Annotated in this window: 14 protein-coding genes; 4 read left to right on the forward strand and 10 right to left on the reverse strand. The window is 66.6% G+C overall.

Features of this window, described 5'->3' with window-relative positions; genetic code table 11:
* Window positions 1-60: 60 nt before the first annotated feature.
* The 9 genes from A7W11_RS07640 to A7W11_RS07680 all read right to left on the reverse strand — a co-directional run bounded on the left by A7W11_RS07640 (window position 61) and on the right by A7W11_RS07680 (window position 12,285).
* Window positions 61-699 (reverse strand): MlaC/ttg2D family ABC transporter substrate-binding protein, encoded by a 639-nt coding sequence (locus tag A7W11_RS07640; protein ID WP_066410429.1) that lies wholly within the window; start codon window positions 697-699, stop codon window positions 61-63.
* Between the two features lie 37 nt (window positions 700-736).
* Window positions 737-1,525, reverse strand: coding sequence for an MlaA family lipoprotein (locus tag A7W11_RS07645; RefSeq protein ID WP_066410430.1), 789 nt, complete (start codon window positions 1,523-1,525; stop codon window positions 737-739).
* A gap of 55 nt (window positions 1,526-1,580) precedes the next feature.
* A complete protein-coding gene (gene mlaD / locus A7W11_RS07650; protein ID WP_066410431.1) occupies window positions 1,581-2,090 on the reverse strand; it encodes an outer membrane lipid asymmetry maintenance protein MlaD in 510 nt (169 codons plus the stop codon).
* A 19-nt stretch (window positions 2,091-2,109) separates the two neighbouring features.
* The gene (gene mlaE / locus A7W11_RS07655) at window positions 2,110-2,889 is read right to left on the reverse strand and encodes a lipid asymmetry maintenance ABC transporter permease subunit MlaE (RefSeq protein ID WP_066410432.1); all 780 of its coding nucleotides are present in this window, start codon (window positions 2,887-2,889) and stop codon (window positions 2,110-2,112) included.
* Complete coding sequence (locus A7W11_RS07660; protein ID WP_235816827.1) at window positions 2,886-3,716, reverse strand: ABC transporter ATP-binding protein; 831 nt, start codon at window positions 3,714-3,716, stop codon at window positions 2,886-2,888. Before A7W11_RS07660 ends, mlaE begins: the two co-directional genes overlap by 4 nt.
* A gap of 240 nt (window positions 3,717-3,956) precedes the next feature.
* Window positions 3,957-4,940, reverse strand: a complete 984-nt coding sequence (locus A7W11_RS07665) for a Bug family tripartite tricarboxylate transporter substrate binding protein (RefSeq protein ID WP_066410434.1) — start codon at window positions 4,938-4,940, stop codon at window positions 3,957-3,959.
* A 93-nt stretch (window positions 4,941-5,033) separates the two neighbouring features.
* On the reverse strand, window positions 5,034-6,500 hold the full coding sequence (locus A7W11_RS07670) for a glutamate synthase subunit beta (protein ID WP_066410435.1): 1,467 nt from the start codon (window positions 6,498-6,500) through the stop codon (window positions 5,034-5,036).
* An 11-nt stretch (window positions 6,501-6,511) separates the two neighbouring features.
* On the reverse strand, window positions 6,512-11,251 hold the full coding sequence (locus tag A7W11_RS07675; protein ID WP_066410436.1) for a glutamate synthase-related protein: 4,740 nt from the start codon (window positions 11,249-11,251) through the stop codon (window positions 6,512-6,514).
* 290 nt (window positions 11,252-11,541) lie between these two features.
* Window positions 11,542-12,285, reverse strand: a complete 744-nt coding sequence (locus A7W11_RS07680) for a hypothetical protein (RefSeq protein ID WP_066410437.1) — start codon at window positions 12,283-12,285, stop codon at window positions 11,542-11,544.
* Between the two features lie 293 nt (window positions 12,286-12,578).
* On the opposite strand from A7W11_RS07680, the gene fghA reads away from it, so the two are divergent.
* The 3 genes from fghA to rpoH all read left to right on the forward strand — a co-directional run bounded on the left by fghA (window position 12,579) and on the right by rpoH (window position 15,239).
* Entirely contained in the window at window positions 12,579-13,445 is an 867-nt protein-coding gene (gene fghA / locus A7W11_RS07685) for an S-formylglutathione hydrolase (RefSeq protein ID WP_066410438.1), read from the forward strand.
* A gap of 82 nt (window positions 13,446-13,527) precedes the next feature.
* Window positions 13,528-14,214 (forward strand): hypothetical protein, encoded by a 687-nt coding sequence (locus tag A7W11_RS07690; RefSeq protein WP_066410439.1) that lies wholly within the window; start codon window positions 13,528-13,530, stop codon window positions 14,212-14,214.
* 137 nt (window positions 14,215-14,351) lie between these two features.
* Window positions 14,352-15,239 (forward strand): RNA polymerase sigma factor RpoH, encoded by an 888-nt coding sequence (rpoH, locus tag A7W11_RS07695; RefSeq protein ID WP_066410440.1) that lies wholly within the window; start codon window positions 14,352-14,354, stop codon window positions 15,237-15,239.
* 416 nt (window positions 15,240-15,655) lie between these two features.
* Here the strand turns inward: rpoH and A7W11_RS07700 are convergent, their stop codons facing one another.
* Window positions 15,656-16,477 (reverse strand): metallophosphoesterase, encoded by an 822-nt coding sequence (locus tag A7W11_RS07700; RefSeq protein ID WP_066410441.1) that lies wholly within the window; start codon window positions 16,475-16,477, stop codon window positions 15,656-15,658.
* A gap of 194 nt (window positions 16,478-16,671) precedes the next feature.
* Here A7W11_RS07700 and A7W11_RS07705 point away from each other — a divergent pair, with 194 nt between their 5' ends.
* Window positions 16,672-19,188, forward strand: a complete 2,517-nt coding sequence (locus tag A7W11_RS07705) for a cation:proton antiporter (RefSeq protein WP_066410442.1) — start codon at window positions 16,672-16,674, stop codon at window positions 19,186-19,188.
* Window positions 19,189-19,232: the final 44 nt, after the last annotated feature.

Below are 19,232 nucleotides of genomic sequence, written 5' to 3' on the forward strand. Positions count from 1 at the left end.
GCCCCAAGGCAAAAGCGCCCCCTTGGGGGGCAGCAAGCCGAAGGCGCGGCGTGGGGGCCTTTATTTATTGCGCTGGTTCAGTGCGGCGATCAGGCCGTCGATGCCGTTCTGGTTGATCTGCTGGGCGAACTGGTTGCGGTAGTTCTCGATCAGCCAGATGCCTTCGACGTTCAGGTCATAGATGCGCCAGCCCTGGCCGCCTTCCTTGCCCAGGCGGTAGTCGACCTGCACGGGGGTGTTGTTGGACTGGGTGATGGTCGAGCGCACCACCACGTCGTCGGCCTTGGCGTCGCCGCGGAACGGCAGCAGTTTCACGGCGGTGGAGCTGTCGGCCTTGGCCAGCGCGCCGCTGTAGGTGCGGATCAGCGTGCCGCGGAAGGCTTCGGCCAGTGCGGTGCGCTGCTGCGGCGTGGCTTGGCGCCAGTAGCGGCCAGCGGCCAGGCGGGTGGTCTTGGTGAAGTCCACGTACGGCAGGATGTGCTGGTCGACCACCTGGTTGATGCGGTTCAGGTCGCCGGATTTGATGGTGTCGTCGGCACGCAGCACGGCCAGCGTTTCGTTGGCGGCGGCCAGCACGAACTGGTCGGGCGGACCGTTCGGATTCGGCTTGGCGCCCTGGGCTTGCACGGCGGCGGCGGCAGCCATCAGGCTGCAGGCCAGGAACAGGCGTTGCATCAGGCGGGAAACGAAATACGACATGAAGACTCCTGGTTGCGGGGCGGCGAGCCACCCGGTGTTACTTGGCCGGCGCGGGGGCCGGCGCCGGGGCGGCGGCGGGCGCGTCGGCTTCTTCGTCGATGCTGTAGTCGGGCAGATTGGCGTCGCTGCCCGGCTTGGCGCCACGAACCATCGCGGCGCGGCGTTGCAGATAGGCGTCGCGCACGAAGCTGTAGGGGTCCAGCGCCACGCGGTCGACGGTGTCGGTGGCGCCCAGCAGGCTGGCGCGCGTATCGATCACTTCCAGGCCCCACAGCGAATTGCGCAGTCGAACGTTGTCGATCTCGCGCACCGAGACCACGTTGCCGGCCCAGTCGCCAACGCGGCCGACGCTGTCGCGCACGGTGCTGGGGCCCAGCAGCGGCAGGACCACGTACGGGCCCTGGCCCAGACCCCAGACACCCAGCGTCGTGCCGAAGTCGTTGGGGATCTTGTTCGCGCCGTTCATGGTGGCGACGTCGATGCAGCCGCCCAGGCCCATGGTGGAGTTGAACAGGAAACGGCCGAAGGTGTTGACGGCGTCGTGGCCGCGGCCCTGCAGCATGCTGTTGGCCGCGCCCCAGACGTCGCCCAGGTTGCTGAAGATGTTGTGCACGCAGCTCTGCACCGGATTGGGCATGACGTAGTCGTACGCCTGCGCGACCGGCTTGAACAGGCCACGGTCGACCGTATCGTTGAACTTGTACACGCCACGGTTGAAGCCTTCCCAAGGATCGCTCGGGCTCGGATTCTGGGGGGCGGCGCAACCTGCCAGCATGGCGGTAGCCAGGGCGGCGGCGGCGAAGCGGGGATTGACGGTGATGTTCATGGTCTTCTTGGAGGTCGATGGCCCGCGGTTGCGGCGGCGGGCGCTGCCGTACTCGTCAGTTCTGGGGTGCGGCCGGAGCGGGCGCGGAACCGCCTTCGGCGGAGGTGCCCTGCTTTTCGGCGGTGCCATACAGGAACTTGCTGATCAGCTGTTCCAGCACGACGGCGCTTTGTGTATAGCGGATTTTGCCGCCATCCGCAAAATTCTCTTCCTCGGCGCCGGGGACGAGGCCCAGGTATTGCTCGCCCAGCAGGCCCGACGTGAGGATCGACGCGGAGGAATCCTTGGGGAATTCGAAGCCCGTGTCCATGTCCAGCGTGACCACGGCCTGGAAGGTCTGGTTGTCGAAGCCGATGCTGGCCACGCGGCCGACCACCACGCCCGCGCTCTTGACGGGCGCGCGCACCTTCAGGCCGCCGATATTGTCGAAATTGGCGGTCAGGTGATAGGTGGGCTTGAACGAGAAAGTGCTGAGATTGCCGGCGCGCAGGGCCAGGAAGACCAGCGCGGCCGCGCCCAGCAGCACGAACAATCCTACCCAGAAATCGGTTCTTGCACGGGACATGATCGAGGAATCCGTAAGTTCAATTGCCAAACATCAGGGCGGTGAGCAGGAAGTCGAGGCCGAGCACGGCCAGCGAGCCCGCCACCACGGTACGGGTGGTGGCGCGCGCCACGCCTTCGGGCGTGGGACGGGCCTGCCAGCCCTCGTACAGGGCGATCAGGGTGACCGTGATGCCGAACACCAGGCTCTTGACGACGCCGTTGGCCACGTCTTTCCAGACGTCGACGCCGCTTTGCATCTGCGACCAGAAGGCGCCCGAATCGACGCCGATCAGCACCACGCCGACCAGCCATCCGCCCAGGATGCCCACCATGGAAAACACCGCCGCCAGCACCGGCATGGCGATGATGCCGCCCCAGAAGCGCGGCACCAGCACGCGCTGCACCGGGTCGACGGCCATGACCTCCATGGCGGAAATCTGTTCGCCGGCCTTCATCAGGCCGATCTCGGCCGTCAGCGAGGTGCCGGCGCGGCCCGCGAACAGCAGTGCGGTCACCACCGGCCCCAGTTCGCGGACCAGCGACAGGGCCACCAGCAGGCCCAGCGCCTCTTCGGAGCCGTACCGGTTCAGCGTGTAGTACCCCTGCAGGCCCAGCACGAAGCCGACGAACATGCCGGACACGGCGATGATCAGCAGCGAATAGTTGCCGATGAAATGCACCTGCTGCGACACCAGGCGGGGGCGGCGCAGCGCGATACCGCTGCGCGCCACCAGGGCGCACAGGAAACGGGCGAAGAAACCGACGCCGCTGATGCGCTCGCGGGTCCAGCCGCCGATGGCGCTGATGGGATTGCTCATTGCTTGTGCCCCTGCTGCTTGGCCAGCCAGGCCTGGAACGCGGGCGTGTCGGGGTATTGGAACGCCACCGGGCCATCGGGGGCGCCGTCCAGGAACTGCCGCACGTACGGGTCTTGCGAGCCGGACAGGGTTTGTGGCGATCCCGAGGCGGCCAGCCGGCCCTGCCCGACCAGATAGACCTGGTCGGCGATCGCGAAGGATTCCTGGATGTCGTGGGTGATCAGCACCGACGCACAGCCCAGCCGGTCGGACAGGTTGCGGATCAGGCGGGCGGTGATGCCCATCGAGATCGGATCCAGGCCGGCGAAGGGTTCGTCGTACAGGATGAGTTCGGGTTCGAGCACCACGGCGCGGGCCAGCGCCACGCGCCGCGACATGCCGCCGGAGATCTCGGATACCTTCAGGTGGGCCGCGCCGCGCAGGCCGACGGCGTCCAGCTTGTCCAGCACGCGGTCGAGGATTTCGCCCTCGCCCAGCCGGGTATGTTCACGCAGCGGGAAGGCAACGTTCTCGAAGACGTTCAGGTCGGTGAACAGCGCGCCCTGTTGGAACAGCACGCCCATGCGCTTGCGCAGGTCTTGCAATCCCGACGCGGGCAGGCCGGCCAATTCCTGGCCGAACACCTGCACGGAGCCCGACTGAGGCGGGATCTGGCCGGTGGCGGCACGCAGCAGCGTGGTCTTGCCCGAGCCCGATCCGCCCATGACGGCCACGACCTGGCCGGCATGAACCTGCATGCTGATGCCGCGGAGCACAGTGAAGTCTCCGTATCCCAGGTCCACGTTTTTCAGGGACAGGACGAGTTCCGAACGGTTGGAAGGGGGCATAGGTAATGTGGTTTCTGCGGGGCATGCGCACGGCGCGTGCCCGGCGAAGGCGTCTGCCATTGTAGCTGGTCGCTTAGGGGGCTCCGGGGAAAGCGTCAGTAATGGAACAGTGACAAATTGCGTACGGCCCGTGCCCGCGCCCGATCCGGCCCGCTGGCATGCCAAGGCTAGGGCATGCGCTTTAAGACGGGTTTAAACGGGCCCGGCAGCCGGGCCCCTGGTAGCGCCTGGAAGCCTTATTTATTGCAGGGTTATATTGCCGGCCTTGATGACCTTCGCCCATTTGTCGGTCTCGGCGGCAATGAATGTCCCGAACGCCTCGGGCGTGCCGCCGCCGGCCTGGCTGCCGGTGTCGGCAATCGCCTTCTTCACGTCGGGGTCCTGCAGGATGCGGTTGAACTCGGCGTTCAGCTTGGCAATGATGGGGGCGGGCGTACCGGCCGGGGCCACGATACCTTGCCAGTTGTACGACTCGAAGCCCGGCAGGCCGGATTCGGCCATGGTCGGCAGGTCGGGCAGCACGTCCAGGCGCTTGGCCGACGTGACGGCGATGGGGTGGATCTTCTTGCCCTGGATGGCAGGCAGCGCCGAGTAGCCCATTTCGAACATCATGGTCAGGTGGCCGCCCATCAGGTCGGTGGCGGCCAGGCTGCCGCCTTTGTACGGCACGTGGACGATGTCGATGCCGGCCTGTTCGCGGAACATCTCGCCCGACAGGTGGTGGGCGCCGCCCACGCCGGACGACCCGAAATTGAGCTTGCCGGGCTCTTTCTTCGCCAGCGCGATCAACTCTTGCAGGGTGTTCACCTTCAGTGTGGTGTTGACGCTGAGCACCAGCGGGCTGTTCTCGATCAGGATGATGGGGGCCAGATCCTTGCGCGGGTCGTACGGCATGTCGCGCATCAGCGTGGGGTTGACGGCCATGGGCGCCAGGTTGCCCGTGCCGATGGTGTAGCCGTCGGGCGCGGCCTTGGCGATCAGGTTGGTGCCGATCACGCCGCCGGCGCCGGCCTTGTTCTCGATGACGATGGGTTGGCCCAGGGACTCGCCCAGCTTGCGCGCCAACAGGCGCACCCGCGTGTCGGCGAAACCGCCGGGGGCGTAGGGCACGATCATGGTGATGGGTTTGCTGGGCCAGTTGTCGGCGGACTGGCCGTGGGCGGCCGTGGCGATCAGCGAGGCGCCGGCCAGGATGGCGGCGAGGATGGCGCGAGGGGTGCGCATGCGAGCGTCTCCGTTGTTATGGATTTACGCCTGCATTATGCGCGACGCGGGCCAGGCTTTACACCTGGCCCGCGTCGTGCTCGTGCGAAACGATCAGCGCGGCAGCTCGCTCGAGCCCATCAGGAACTCGTCCACCGAGCGGGCGCATTGGCGGCCTTCACGGATGGCCCACACCACCAGCGACTGGCCGCGGCGCATGTCGCCGGCGGCGAAGATCTTGTCCACGCTGGTGCGGTAGTCGTCGGTGTTGGCGCGCACATTGCCGCGGCCGTCGCGATCCACGCCAAAGGCGTCCAGCACGGTGGCGGTGGGCGAGACGAAACCCATGGCCAGCAGCACCAGATCGGCCTTGATCTCGAATTCCGAGCCTTCGACCTCGTGCATCTTCATCTGGCCGGTGGCGTCGTCCTTGACCCACTCGACACGCGCGCCGACCAGTTTCTGCACCTTGCCGTCCGCGCCGACCAGCGCCTTGGTGGTGATGGACCAGTCGCGCTCGCAGCCTTCGTCGTGCGACGAAGAGGTGCGCATCTTCAGCGGCCAGTACGGCCACACCATGGGCTTGTTCTCGCTTTCCGGCGGCTGAGGCATCAATTCGAACTGGGTGATCGAGGCCGCGCCGTGGCGGTTGCTGGTGCCCACGCAGTCGGAGCCGGTGTCGCCGCCGCCGATGACCACGACGTGCTTGCCGCGGGCATTGAGCGGGTCCTTCAGGCGGTCGCCCGCCACGGCCTTGTTCTGCGGGCGCAGGAAGTCCATGGCGAAAGCCACGCCGTCCAGCTCGCGGCCGGGCACGGGCAGGTCGCGCGGGGTTTCCGAGCCGCCGGTCATGACGATGGCGTCGAACTCGGCCTTCAGCGATTCCGGGGTGCGCACGGTCAGGCCGTCGGCGGCGTCATCCGTGGCGCGGCCGATGTAGGTGGACGGCGCGAACTCGACGCCCTCGGCTTCCATCTGCGAGATGCGGCGGTCGATCTGCGACTTTTCCAGCTTGAAGTCGGGGATGCCGTAGCGCAGCAGGCCGCCGATGCGGTCGCTCTTCTCGAACAACGTGACCGCGTGGCCGGCGCGCGCCAACTGCTGGGCGCAGGCCAGGCCGGCCGGGCCCGAGCCCACCACGGCGACCTTCTTGCCCGTCTTGCGGGCGGGCAACTGCGGCACCACCCAGCCTTCGGCCCAGCCCTTGTCGATGATGGCGTGCTCGATCGACTTGATGCCCACCGCATCGCTGTTGATGTTGAGGGTACAGGCGGCCTCGCAGGGCGCCGGGCAGATGCGGCCCGTGAACTCGGGGAAGTTGTTGGTGGAGTGCAGCACGTCCAGCGCGCGGCGCCAGTCCTGCCTGAACACCAGGTCATTCCAGTCGGGGATGATGTTGTTGACCGGGCAGCCGTTGTTGCAGAACGGGATGCCGCAGTCCATGCAGCGCGCGGCCTGCTGCTTGGCCTGGTCGTCGGTCAGGTGCAGCACGAACTCGCGCCAGTGCTTCAGACGCTTCTGCGGGGCCTCGGAGGCCTCCTGCAGGCGTTCGTATTCCATGAAGCCAGTGATCTTTCCCATGTTCTTCGTCCTCAGGCGGCCAGCTGTTGCGGGTTGGCGGCGCGCCACATTTCACGCAGGGCCCGGCGGTATTCCGTGGGCATGACTTTGATGAACTTGCCGCGCGAGGCTTCCCAGTCGCCCAGGATTTCACGGGCGCGGAAGCTGCCGGTGTAGCGGAAGTGATCCTCGACCAGGCGGCGCAGGATGGCTTCGTCGGTATCGCGCTCGCCGCCGCGCTGGGCGCTGTGCCACGTGTCCTTGTCCTGCGAGGCCTGCTCGGCATGCGGCGTGACCGGTTCGAGCTCGACCATCGACAGGTTGCAGCGATGCTTGAACGAACGGTCCGGATCCCAGACGTACGCCACGCCGCCCGACATGCCTGCCGCGAAGTTGCGGCCCGTGTCGCCCAGCACCACGACGGTGCCGCCGGTCATGTATTCGCAGCCGTGGTCGCCCGTGCCTTCGACGACGGTGGCCGCGCCCGAGTTGCGCACCGCGAAACGCTCGCCGGCCACGCCGTTGAAGAACGCCTCGCCGGCCAGCGCGCCGTACATCACCGTGTTGCCGGCGATGATGTGGTCGGGGCCGAAGCCGCGGAAGTCGTTGGGCGAGCGCACCACGATGCGGCCGCCCGACAGGCCCTTGCCGACGTAGTCGTTGCCTTCGCCGACCAGGTCCAGCGTGATGCCGTGCGCCAGGAAGGCGCCGAAGCTCTGGCCGGCCGTGCCGTTGCACTGGATGTGGATGGTGTCGTCCGGCAGGCCCTCGTGGCCGTAGCGCGCGGCCACCGCGCCCGACAGCATGGCGCCGATGGTGCGGTTGCGGTTGCGCACGGGGGTGATGAACGAGACCTTCTCGCCACGCTCCAGCGCGGGCTTGCTGCGCTCGATCAACTGGTGGTCCAGCGCGCCGGCCAGGCCGTGGTCCTGCGTTTCGGTCTGGCGCACGTCGGCATCGCTTTGCACGCGGTGGAAGATGCGCGAGTAGTCGAGCCCGCTGGCCTTCCAGTGTTCGATGCCGGCGCGCATGTCCAGCAGGTCGGTGCGGCCGATCAGGTCGTCGAAGCGGCGGATGCCCAGCTGGGCCATGATCTCGCGCACTTCGTCGGCGACGAAGAAGAAGAAGTTGACGACGTGCTCGGGCTTGCCCTGGAACTTCTTGCGCAGTTCCGGATCCTGCGTGGCCACGCCCACCGGGCAGGTGTTCAGGTGGCACTTGCGCATCATGATGCAGCCTTCGACCACCAGCGGCGCGGTGGCGAAGCCGAATTCGTCGGCGCCCAGCAGCGCGCCGATGATGACGTCGCGGCCGGTCTTCATCTGGCCGTCGGCCTGCACGCGGATGCGGCTGCGCAGGCGGTTCAGCACCAGGGTCTGCTGCGTTTCGGCCAGGCCCAGTTCCCACGGCGTGCCGCAGTGCTTGATGGACGACACGGGCGAGGCGCCGGTGCCGCCGTCATGGCCGGCGATCACGACGTGGTCGGCCTTGGCCTTGGCCACGCCGGCCGCCACCGTACCCACGCCGACTTCCGACACCAGCTTGACCGAGATCGACGAACGGCTGTTGACGTTCTTCAGGTCGTGGATGAGCTGGGCCAGGTCTTCGATGGAGTAGATGTCGTGGTGCGGCGGGGGCGAGATCAGGCCCACGCCCGGCACTGAATAGCGCAGCTTGGCGATGTAGTCGGTGACCTTGTGGCCGGGCAGCTGGCCGCCCTCGCCGGGCTTGGCGCCCTGCGCCATCTTGATCTGGATCTGGTCGGCCGAGGACAGGTACTCGGCGGACACGCCGAAGCGGCCCGAGGCGACCTGCTTGATCTTCGAGCGCAGCGAGTCGCCCGCCTTCAGCGCGACGTCGGCGGCGATGCGTTCCTCGCCCAGCACCGAGGCCAGCGTGTCGCCGTCCTGGATGCCGCTGTTGCCGTTGCGCATTTCCTCGCGGTAGCGCAGTTCGTCCTCACCGCCCTCGCCGGTGTTCGACTTGCCGCCGATGCGGTTCATGGCCACGGCCAGCACCGAGTGGGCTTCGGTCGAGATGGAACCCAGCGACATGGCGCCGGTAGCGAAGCGGCGGACGATTTCCTTGGCGGGTTCGACTTCGTCCAGGGGAATGGCGCGGCTGGGATCGACCTTGAACTCGAACAGGCCGCGCAGCGTCATGTGGCGGCGGCTCTGGTCGTTGATGATCTGCGCGTATTCCTTGTAGGTGCGGTAGTTGTTGGCGCGCGAGGCGTGCTGCAGCTTCGCGATGGAGTCCGGCGTCCACATGTGCTCTTCGCCACGGATGCGGAAGGCGTACTCGCCGCCCGCTTCCAGGTCGTTGGCCAGCACCGGGTCGGCGCCGAACGCCGCGCGGTGCATGCGCAGGGCTTCTTCCGCGACCTGGAAGATGCCGATGCCTTCGATGTTGGTGGCGGTGCCGGTGAAGTACTTCTGCACCAGTTCGCGTTGCAGGCCGACGGCTTCGAAGATCTGCGCGCCGCAGTACGACATGTAGGTCGAGATGCCCATCTTGGACATGACCTTGTTCAGGCCCTTGCCGATGGCCTTCACGAAGTTCTTGACGGCCTTCTCGGGATCGGCCATGCGGCCCAGCGATTCCAGCGCCAGGTACGGGTGGATCGCTTCGGCGCCGTAGCCGCCCAGCAGGGCGAAGTGGTGCACTTCACGGGCCGAGCCGGTTTCCACCACCAGGCCGGTGTTGGTGCGCAGGCCGGCGCGGATCAGGTGCTGGTGCACGGCCGAGGTGGCCAGTAGCGCGGGGATGGCCACGCGCTCGCTGTCGACCAGGCGGTCGGACACGATCAGGATGTTGTAGCCGCTCTTGACGGCATCGACGGCGCGGGCGCACAGGGCGGCCACGTGGGCCTCGATGCCCTCCGAGCCCCAGGCGGCCGGATACGTGATGTCCAGCTCGCAGCTGCGGAACTTCAGCGACGTGACCTGCTCGATGTCGCGGATCTGCGCCATGGCGGCGAAGTCGAGCACGGGCTGCGTCACTTCCAGGCGCAGCGGCGGGTTGACGTTGTTGATGTCCAGCAGGTTGGGCTTGGGACCGATGAAGGACACCAGCGACATCACCATCTGTTCGCGGATCGGGTCGATCGGCGGGTTGGTGACCTGCGCGAAGAGCTGGCGGAAGTAGTTGTAGAACGGCTTGGCGCGGTTGGACAGCACGGCCAGCGGGGCGTCGTTGCCCATCGAGCCGATGACTTCCTCGCCGCTGGTGGCCATGGGTTCCAGGATGAACTTGTAGTCTTCCTGGGTCCAGCCGAAGGCCTGCTGGCGGTCCAGCAGCGGCACGGGCGATTGCGCGGCGGGCGACGCGCTGGACGGCGCCGGCAGCGACTCCAGCTTGACTTGCAGGCGCGAGATCCACTGGCGGTAGGGGCGGCTGTTGGACAACTGCGACTTGATCTCGGCGTCGTCGATGATGCGGCCTTGTTCCAGGTCGATCAGGAACATCTTGCCCGGCTGCAGGCGCCACTTCTTGACGATGCGGTTTTCGGGGATGGGCAGCGTGCCGGCCTCGGACGCCATGATGACCATGTCGTCGTCGGTGATGAGATAGCGCGCCGGGCGCAGGCCGTTGCGGTCGAGCGTGGCGCCGATCTGGCGGCCGTCGGTGAAGGCCACGGCGGCCGGGCCGTCCCACGGCTCCATCATGGCGGCGTGGTATTCGTAGAAAGCGCGGCGGCTTTCGTCCATCTGGGTGTGCTGTTCCCACGCCTCGGGGATCATCATCATCATGGCGTGCGACAGCGAATAGCCGGAGTTGACCAGCAGTTCGAGGCAGTTGTCGAACGTTGCCGTGTCGGACTGGCCTTCGTAGACGATGGGGTACAGCTTGGGCAGGTCTTCGCCCAGCACCGCCGACTGCATCATGCCTTCGCGGGCGCGCAGCCAGTTGAAGTTGCCCTTGACCGTGTTGATTTCGCCGTTGTGGGCGATCATGCGGTACGGGTGGGCCAGCGGCCAGGCCGGGAAGGTGTTGGTGGAAAAGCGCTGGTGCACCAGCGCCAGGGCGGACACCGTGCGGGTGTCGGCCAGGTCACGGTAGTAGCGGCCCACCTGGTCGGCCAGCAGCAGGCCCTTGTAGACCACGGTGCGCACCGAGGCCGAGGGCACGAAGTATTCCTTGCCGTGCGCCAGCTGCATGTGCTGGATGGCGTGGCTGGCAGTCTTGCGGATGACGTACAGCTTGCGCTCGAGCGCGTCGGGAACCATGACGTCGGGACCGCGGCCGATGAACAGCTGGCGGATGACGGGCTCGACCGAGCGCACGGTGGGCGACATGGGCATGTCGACGTCCACCGGCACGTCGCGCCAGCCCAGCACGATCTGGCCTTCGGCGCGCACGGCGCGTTCCAGTTCCTGTTCGCAGGCCAGGCGCGAGGCGGTTTCCTTGGGCAGGAACACCATGGCCACGCCGTATTCGCCGGGCGGGGGCAGGACGATGCCTTGCTGCGCCATCTGGTCGCGGTACAGCGCGTCGGGGATCTGGATGAGGATGCCCGCGCCGTCGCCCATCAGCTTGTCGGCGCCGACGGCGCCCCGGTGATCCAGGTTCTCGAGGATCTTCAGGCCCTGCTGGATGATGGAGTGGCTTTTGCGGCCCTTGATGTGGGCGACGAAACCGACGCCACAGGCGTCGTGTTCGTTGGACGGGTTGTACATGCCCTGGGCCGCGGGGATGCCGATGCGGGTGGCGTCGATAGCCACCGCGCGGGCGGCGGGACGACAGGATTCGGAGGAAGAGATTTGGGACATGGCGCGCTCCGCAGGGGTCTGCGTCGAATTGTTGCAGTGCAGGAGGCGACAATACTGCGGAGCGAGGGGACGTGCAATAAAAATAATAGGGGTGCGTCCCTAAATAAATTCGGGTGCCTTCTCTATGGAATATATTGGGGACGTATTAAAAGATTCCCAGCAAATCACGTTCCCATAGGCGATTGAATTCCGTCCCTGCCCACGGCATGGACTTTTTAATGCGTCCCTTAATATTCAACGCGCGCAACCAGGCATCGGCGCAACCCCGCGCCTGGCGTTGCCTCAGGGCATCAAGGCGTCTGGGTGGGATCGGTCGCGGGGGCGGCGGGGGCCACGGGCGAAGCGGGCTTCTTGCGCGGGCGTCCACGCTGGCCCGGCGCGACCCGGCGGCTGGCGGTGTGGGCCAGGCCGGAGATGAAGGTGGGACCGCCGAGCGCCCACTGGCCGGACACGGCCTGCTCGATACGCAGGGATTCTTCGCGCGACAGGCCGTCGTGCAGCCGCCGGCGGTAGTTGGCCTGGCGGTCGAACGGGGTGTTGCCACACGCCCAGTAGTCGGCGTGATCGGATTGCCACTGGGCCGGCTGGGCACGGGTATTGCCGGTGTGGCTGCCCGCGGACGACCAGGGCCAGCCGTCGGGTTCGGTGGCGTTGCCGCTGCGCACGGGGTAGGTCTCGAGCCAGATCAAGGCCTTGAGCACCCAGGCGCCCGGTTCGAGCAGGGCCGACCGGTAACGACCAGCGAATACACGGCCGCCGCGCAGGCGGGCGGCCAGATTGCGACCGAGGGTCTGCATGAGCCGGGGCAGGCCGTCTTCGTCGGCAGGAGTGGCCAGCAGCAGGATACGGTCGGTGGCCAGCACCCAGCCATGCACCGCCACGCGGTGGCGTTGGGCGGAATCCCCCAGCCAGGTGGCCAACTGATTCAGGATGTCCTGCGGCGCAGGTTGGGACGGCGCGGCAAGCGGCTGAACGAAATTGGCCTGCACCAGTTGGGGCAGCCCGGGGGCGTACAGGCGGGGCAGACGGGCCATAGCTCTGGGCTTGCGGTATACGCAAGAACGGTTGCTGTTCGTTGACTATATATAGGTTGCCGGCGACTTGCACTATATAAATAGTGTCGTTGCCGACGGTCAAGCGTGGTAGCAGCCTGCGACAGCGAGTGGCCGGGCCGGCGCGACTGGTGTGAGGGTCAGGTTAACATTCCGCGCTGGGATGCAGTACCCCGCAGATATACCTACGCCGGGGCCTTGCATGAAGACCGAACGATGCACGGCCAGCCTGTCCGCTGGACGTTGATCCCCCGACGCAACCCGGCAGAACCGACATGACGACTTCCCTGGAACTGGTTTCGCAACATCGCTGCTTCGGCGGCTGGCAGCGCTATTACCGCCATCAATCGGCCCAGATCGGCCTGCCGATGCGTTTCTCGGTCTTCGTGCCCGAGCAGGCCGAGGCCGGGCGCCTGCCGCAGGCACGCCTGCCGGTATTGTTCTTCCTTGCCGGCCTGACCTGCACCGAGGAAACCTTCATGATAAAGGCGGGTGCGCAGCGTTTCGCGGCGCAGCATGGCCTGATGCTGGTGACGCCCGACACCAGCCCGCGTGGCGCGGGCGTGGCGGGCGAGGACGCCGACTGGGACTTCGGCACGGGGGCGGGCTTCTACCTGGACGCCACCGCCGAACCCTGGAAAACCCATTACCGGATGTATAGCTACGTGGTCGAGGAATTGCATGGCATCGCCTGCGGCGAGCTGCCGGGCGACCCGGCCCGCGCCGGCATTTTCGGCCACTCGATGGGGGGCCACGGCGCACTGGTCCTGGCGCTGCGCAATCCTGGAAAATTCCGCTCGGTGTCGGCCTTCGCGCCCATCGCCGCACCCTCGCAGTGCCCCTGGGGCCACAAGGCGTTCGGCGGCTATCTCGGCGAAGACCGGGCCCAATGGGCCGCTTACGACGCCACCGAACTGATGAAGGGCATGAAGGCACCTTTCCCGGCGGGTATCCTGGTCGACCAGGGCCTGGCCGACAACTTCCTGGCCCAGCAACTGCATCCCGAGGCGTTCGAGGCCGCCTGCCAGCAGGCCGGCCAGCCGCTGACGCTGCGCCGCCACGACGGCTACGACCACGGCTACTACTTCATCTCGACCTTCATCGAGGATCACATCCGGTTTCACGCCGAGCGTCTCGGATAACCTTCGCAGGGCAGGCCTCTCCTTATACTGAGGCCCCAGGCGGCTGGCTCCGGCTTGCCGCGGTACAAGGAGCTTGCGCCCCGTGATCGATTTCGCCCCTTTTGCCTGGTTTGCTCTGGGCGCCATCATTGCCTTGCTCATCGGCCTGGGCATGCTGCTGGGCCGCGGCGGCCCGCGCGACGACATGGGCCGCAAGGTCTTCCGCCTGCGGCCGGTTCGCCGGCTGTTCGGCCTGTTGATCGTGGCCCTGGCCTGCGTGTCGGGCCTGCTGGCCGTTTCCCTGGTGCAGTTCTACCGCCTGACGGCCGACAAGCCGGTCGCCGCGGTGAAGATGGTGCGGCAGAACGAGCAGACCTTCCTGGTCAGCATGCAGCCTCAGGGGGGCGAGCCCAGCGAGTACACCTTATATGGCGACCAGTGGCAGATCGATGCCCGCGTGGTGCGCTGGCGCCTGCCCGCCATGCTGGCGGGCGCCGAGCCGCTGTACCGGCTGGAGCGCCTGTCGGGCCGCTACGGCGACGCCGACAAGGAGCGCGCCGCGCCGCGCTCGGTCCATAGCCTGGACGACTGGCCCGTACCCGACCTGGGCGAACTCAAGCGCACGTTCCCCAACTGGCTGCCCTTCGTGGACGTGCAATTCGGCAGCGCGGCCTACATGCCCATGTTCGACGGCGCACGCTACGAGGTCTATCTGGATCCGCGCGGCGCGCTGTTCATCCGCCCCGCCGATGCCGCGACCGAGGCGGGCCTGAAGCAGCAGGGCTGGTAATCAGGGACACACAAAACCGGCGGGCGGAAGGCCGTTCTCCGGAACTCCCTACAGACTGTACGGTCGAATTAGCACTCGACAAACGAGAGTGCTAACATCCCTTGTCCGTATCCACCTTCCCCCTGGAGGCCGCAATCATGAAGCAACCCAGTAGTTCGTTGGCCCCCTCCGGCAACGCCCTGGCGCTGGCGATTGCCAATCCGGGCGCGCTCGGCACCATCGATGCCTATATCTCCACGGTCAACCGCCTGCCGGTGCTGACCCCCGAGCGCGAACACGAACTCGCCCGCCGTCTGCACGACCACGACGACCTGGACGCCGCCCGCGAACTGGTGCTGTCGCACCTGCGGCTGGTGGTGTCTGTCGCGCGCCAGTACCTGGGCTATGGCCTGCCGCACGCCGATCTCATCCAGGAAGGCAACGTCGGCCTGATGAAGGCCGTCAAGCGTTTCGACCCCGAGCGCGGCGTGCGCCTGGTGTCGTTCGCGGTGCACTGGATCAAGGCCGAGATCCACGAATACGTCATCCGCAACTGGCGCCTGGTCAAGGTGGCCACCACCAAGGCGCAGCGCAAGCTGTTCTTCAATCTGCGCAGCATGCGTCCCGACGGCCATTCGCTCGACCCGGATCAGGTCGATCACATCGCCAGCGAACTGAACGTGCGCCGCGAAGACGTCAGCGAAATGGAAGTGCGCCTCAGCGGCCGCGACCTGTCGCTGGAAAACCAGGACGATGACGACGACAGCTTCGCGCCGATCTCGTACCTGTCCGACGAGGGTCGCCAGGAACCCACGCGCGTGCTGGCCCGCATGGCTCACGACGACATGCAGGGCGCTGGTCTGGCCAGCGCGCTGGAAGCGCTCGACCCGCGTTCGCGCCGCATCATCGAGGCGCGCTGGCTGCAGGACGATGGCGGCTCCACGCTGCACGAACTGGCCGCCGAGTTCGGCGTGTCGGCCGAGCGTATCCGCCAGATCGAAACCGCCGCGCTGAAGAAAATGCGCGGCACGCTGCAAGCCGCATAAAGGGGCGGCGCATTTTCCTGGACTAAAGGATTGATACAAAATCGGCGACGATTTTTTTATCGAACCGGGAAACTTTGCCGCGCCGGCACAGACTAACTTACGTAGACCGCATGAGTTGGGAGCAATTCCCTGTCGGCAGTCTTGTCGTCCGTCTCGGCTTCTCCTCTTTCCCCTCCCCTATGAGACGGATGCTTGCGGGGCATCGGTATTCCGATGCCCCGTTTTTTATTGCCTGGCTGTTCCACGGTAAGAAAGCGCGCCTTGGGGCGGCAAGCCGCAGGCGCAGCGTGGGGGCGGTTTCTATTGTCGGTGTGCCCGGACAATAAATGACAGAAGGCCCGCGATAATGCGGGCCTTGGCTTTTGCAAAACAGATTTTCAATAATCCTGCGATAACGACACGCTACGACATGCGCGTCATGCCGCGCGAGGTTGCGCCGCGTTGCACAGCGCATGCCAGGTGGCGGGATGCAGGCGCCGCACGCCGGTGGCCAGCGAGCCGTCGCGATACAGCTTCAGCCACCGATATCCCGGCGCGGCGCCGTCCAGCGTGTGCCGGCCGTTGTGCACGGCGAACTGGAAGCACGTCGACGGCGAGGCCAACAGGCGCAGATTGTGGCGGCGGCGGTCGAACTGGCGGTGCACATGGCCCCACAGCACCACGCGCGCCTGGGGGATGTCCGCCAGGCGCTGGAACAGCGCCATCGGGTTGTCGACCATCATCGTGTCGTGCCGGTCGCTGTCCATCTGCACGGGGTTGTGATGCAGCGCCACCAGCATGTGGCGATCGCCCGCGGTGGCTGCGGCCTGGTCCAGCAGGTCGAGCTGGGTGTCGTCCAGATGGCCCGCGTCGGAGCCGCGTACCGTCGAGTCCAGCATCACCACACGCCATGCGCCGACGTCGGTGATCGGCGTGGTCCAGTCGGGCAGCACGGCGTGCATGGCGGTGACGTCGTCATGATTGCCGGGCAGGCAGCGCACGGTCGTGCCCAGTTGACCCAACAGGCCGCGCAGGCGCCTGTAGGCCGCGCGGCTGCCGTCCTGGGCCACATCGCCTGTGGCCATCACCAGTTGCGCATCGGGCATCTCGCGCACGGCCTGCCGCAGCACGGCCTTCAGGCTCGCTTCGGTGTCGACGCCCAGCATTTCCGCGTGCGGCTCGTCCATCAGATGCATGTCTGTCAACTGAATCAGCAGCGCGGGTTGTTCATCGATCGGGGTGACGTGGGCGGCGGACATGGCCTCTCCAGCGGTATTGGGTTGATTCCAGCACATTAGCCAGAAAGCACGGCAAAGAGGTCTTGCTGTGTGCGCAGCCGTAACCAAAGGTCGCCGCGCAATGTCTCTGCCATCCGCCCCGCGCGGGCGGTCGGTGGACAAAAAACCGCTATCCTTTAGCGTCGCACGCGCCTTTCCCGGAAAAGAATTCACACATGGATGTCGGTCTCATTGTCTTCGGCTTGGCAGGTCTGCTGACGCTGGTGTGTTTCATGCCGCCGCTGGCTGGCCGCCTGAAGCTGCCCTACTCGGTGTTGCTGGCCATCGTCGGGTGCCTGCTGGGGATCGTGGTGCACGTGCATGGCTGGGCGCCGCCGGTGCTGGGCGACATGCTGGACAGCATCGAACGCTTCGAGATCTCTTCAGAGACCTTCCTGATGGTGTTCCTGCCGGTGCTGCTGTTCGAGACCTCGCTGGCCATGAACGTGCGGCGCCTCATGGACGACATCGGGCCGATCCTGATGATGGCCATCGTGGCGGTGGTGGTGTGCACCATCTTCGTGGGTTTCACGATGAACGCGGTGTCGTCGTACGGCCTGATCGTGTGCCTGCTGCTGGGCGCCATCGTGGCCACCACCGATCCGGTAGCGGTGGTCGGCATCTTTCGCGAAGTGGGTGCGCCCAAGCGCCTGACCACGCTGGTCGAAGGCGAGAGCCTGTTCAACGACGCGGCGTCGATCGCGCTGTATTCGGTGCTGCTGGCCGCGCTGGCAAGCGGTTCGGGCAAGGTCGGCGTCGGCGACGTGGTGGGCGATTTCCTGCGCACCTTCATCGGTGGCGGCATCGCCGGCTACCTGATGGGCCGCGGCGCCTGCTACCTGTTCGTGTGGCTGCGCGGTTTTCCCACGGCCGAGATCACGCTCACGCTCACGCTGGCGTATCTGTCCTTCTTCATCTCCGAGCACTATCTGGGCGTATCGGGCGTCGTGGCCACTGTCATCGCGGGCCTGGTGGTGGGCTCCACGGGCCGCACGCGCATGTCGCCGGCCACGTTCGAATACCTGTCCAGCGCCTGGGAGCAGTTCGGCTTCTGGGCCAACTCGCTGATCTTCCTGTTCGCTTCCATGCTGATTCCCCGCCTGATGGAAGCGGCCGACTGGCAGGAACTGCTGCTGGTGGCGCTGCTGTTCGTGGCGACGCTGGTGGCGCGCGCGATCGTGGTGTTCGGGCTGTTGCCCATGCTCGGGTTGACGCGGCTGGGCACCAAGGTCAGCAATCCCTACAAGACCGTGATGTTGTGGGGCGGCCTGCGCGGCGCCGTGTCGCTGGCGCTGGCGCTGGCGGTGACCGAACAGGAAGCCGTGCCCGAAGAGGCCCGCCAGTTCGTCGCCGTGGCCACCACGGGCTTCGTGCTGATGACGTTGTTCATCAACGGCATCAGCCTGCGTCCGCTGATCCGCATGCTGGGCCTGAACCAGCTGTCGCCCGTCGAGCGCACCATCCGCAACCAGGCGCTGTCCATCGCCCTGGAAGACTTGCAGGGCAAGGCCGACGAGATCGCCAAGACCGATCACATCAGCCCCGAGGCCAGCGAGCGCATCCACGCGGTGTTCGATGCCAGCCTGGCCAGCGTGCACGACAGCCAGGTCAACCTGATGAGCCTGGAGCAGCGCGTGGCGGTGGGCCTGGGCATCGTGGCGCGGCGCGAAGAGGAAATGTTCTTCGACATCCTGAAGGCGCAGATCGTCGACTGGCGCATGGCCGAGACCTTGCTGGCGCGCGCCGAACGGCTCGAGGACGCCATTCGCGTGGGCGGCCTGCAAGGGTTCGAAGCGGCCATCGAGGCCGACGTGCGCTACTCGCCGGGGTTTCGCATGGCGCTGCGGCTGCACTACACCTTCGGCTTCAAGTCGTGGCTGGCGCGCGAACTGGCGCATCGTTTCTCCAACCTGATGACCAAGCGCTCGGTGGCGCAGCGGCTGATGCAGTTCTCGCGCGAACAGATTGCGCCCTTGCTGGGCGAGGATGCCGCGCAGCGCATCGTGGGGGCGCACCAGCGCCGGCTGGACCTGATCGAGAACGCCCTGCAGGCGCTCAACCTGCAATACCCTTCGTATGCGCTGTGGCTGCAGGAAAGCTATCTGGGGCGCGTCGCGCGCGAGCTCGAGCGCCTGCGTTACCGAGGCATGCTCGACCAGTTCCTGATCAGCGGCGAGGTCTATGCCGACCTGATGGCGCAGTTGAAGGACCGCTGGGAACACATCGACCATCATTCCGGCCTGGACATGGAGATGGGGGCGGCCGAGCTGGTCAAGCGCGTGCCCCTGTTCGAAGGACTCAGTGCCGACTCGCTGCGCGCCATCTGCCGCCTGCTGCGGCCGCGCCTGGCGCTGCCCGACCAGCCGGTGCTGGGCGGCACCAGCCGTCATGGCGAGGAAATGTGCATCGTGGCCTCGGGCGCCGTGGCCGTGCACCTGCCTGACGGCACCACCATCGAACTGGGCAGCGGCGAGTTCTTCGGCGAGTTGGCCCTGCTGGGCGAGAAGCAGGTCAATCCCGATGTGACCTCGCTGGGCTACAGCAAGCTGTTGATGCTGTCGGCGCGGGATTTCCACGCGCTGCTGGCGCGGGACGAAGCCTTGCGCGAACGAATCCAGACGGTGGCCAAGCAGCGCCTGCGCGCCATCGAGGTGTGGAAGCAGCACCAGAAAATGGCGCAACAGTTGCCTTGACCCGTCCGCCGCCGGCGTCTTCGCGCGAGGGCCCGGATGCCCGG

It is taken from the genome of Bordetella ansorpii (genome assembly GCF_900078315.1).
In the GTDB taxonomy this organism is placed as follows: domain Bacteria; phylum Pseudomonadota; class Gammaproteobacteria; order Burkholderiales; family Burkholderiaceae_B; genus Bordetella; species Bordetella ansorpii.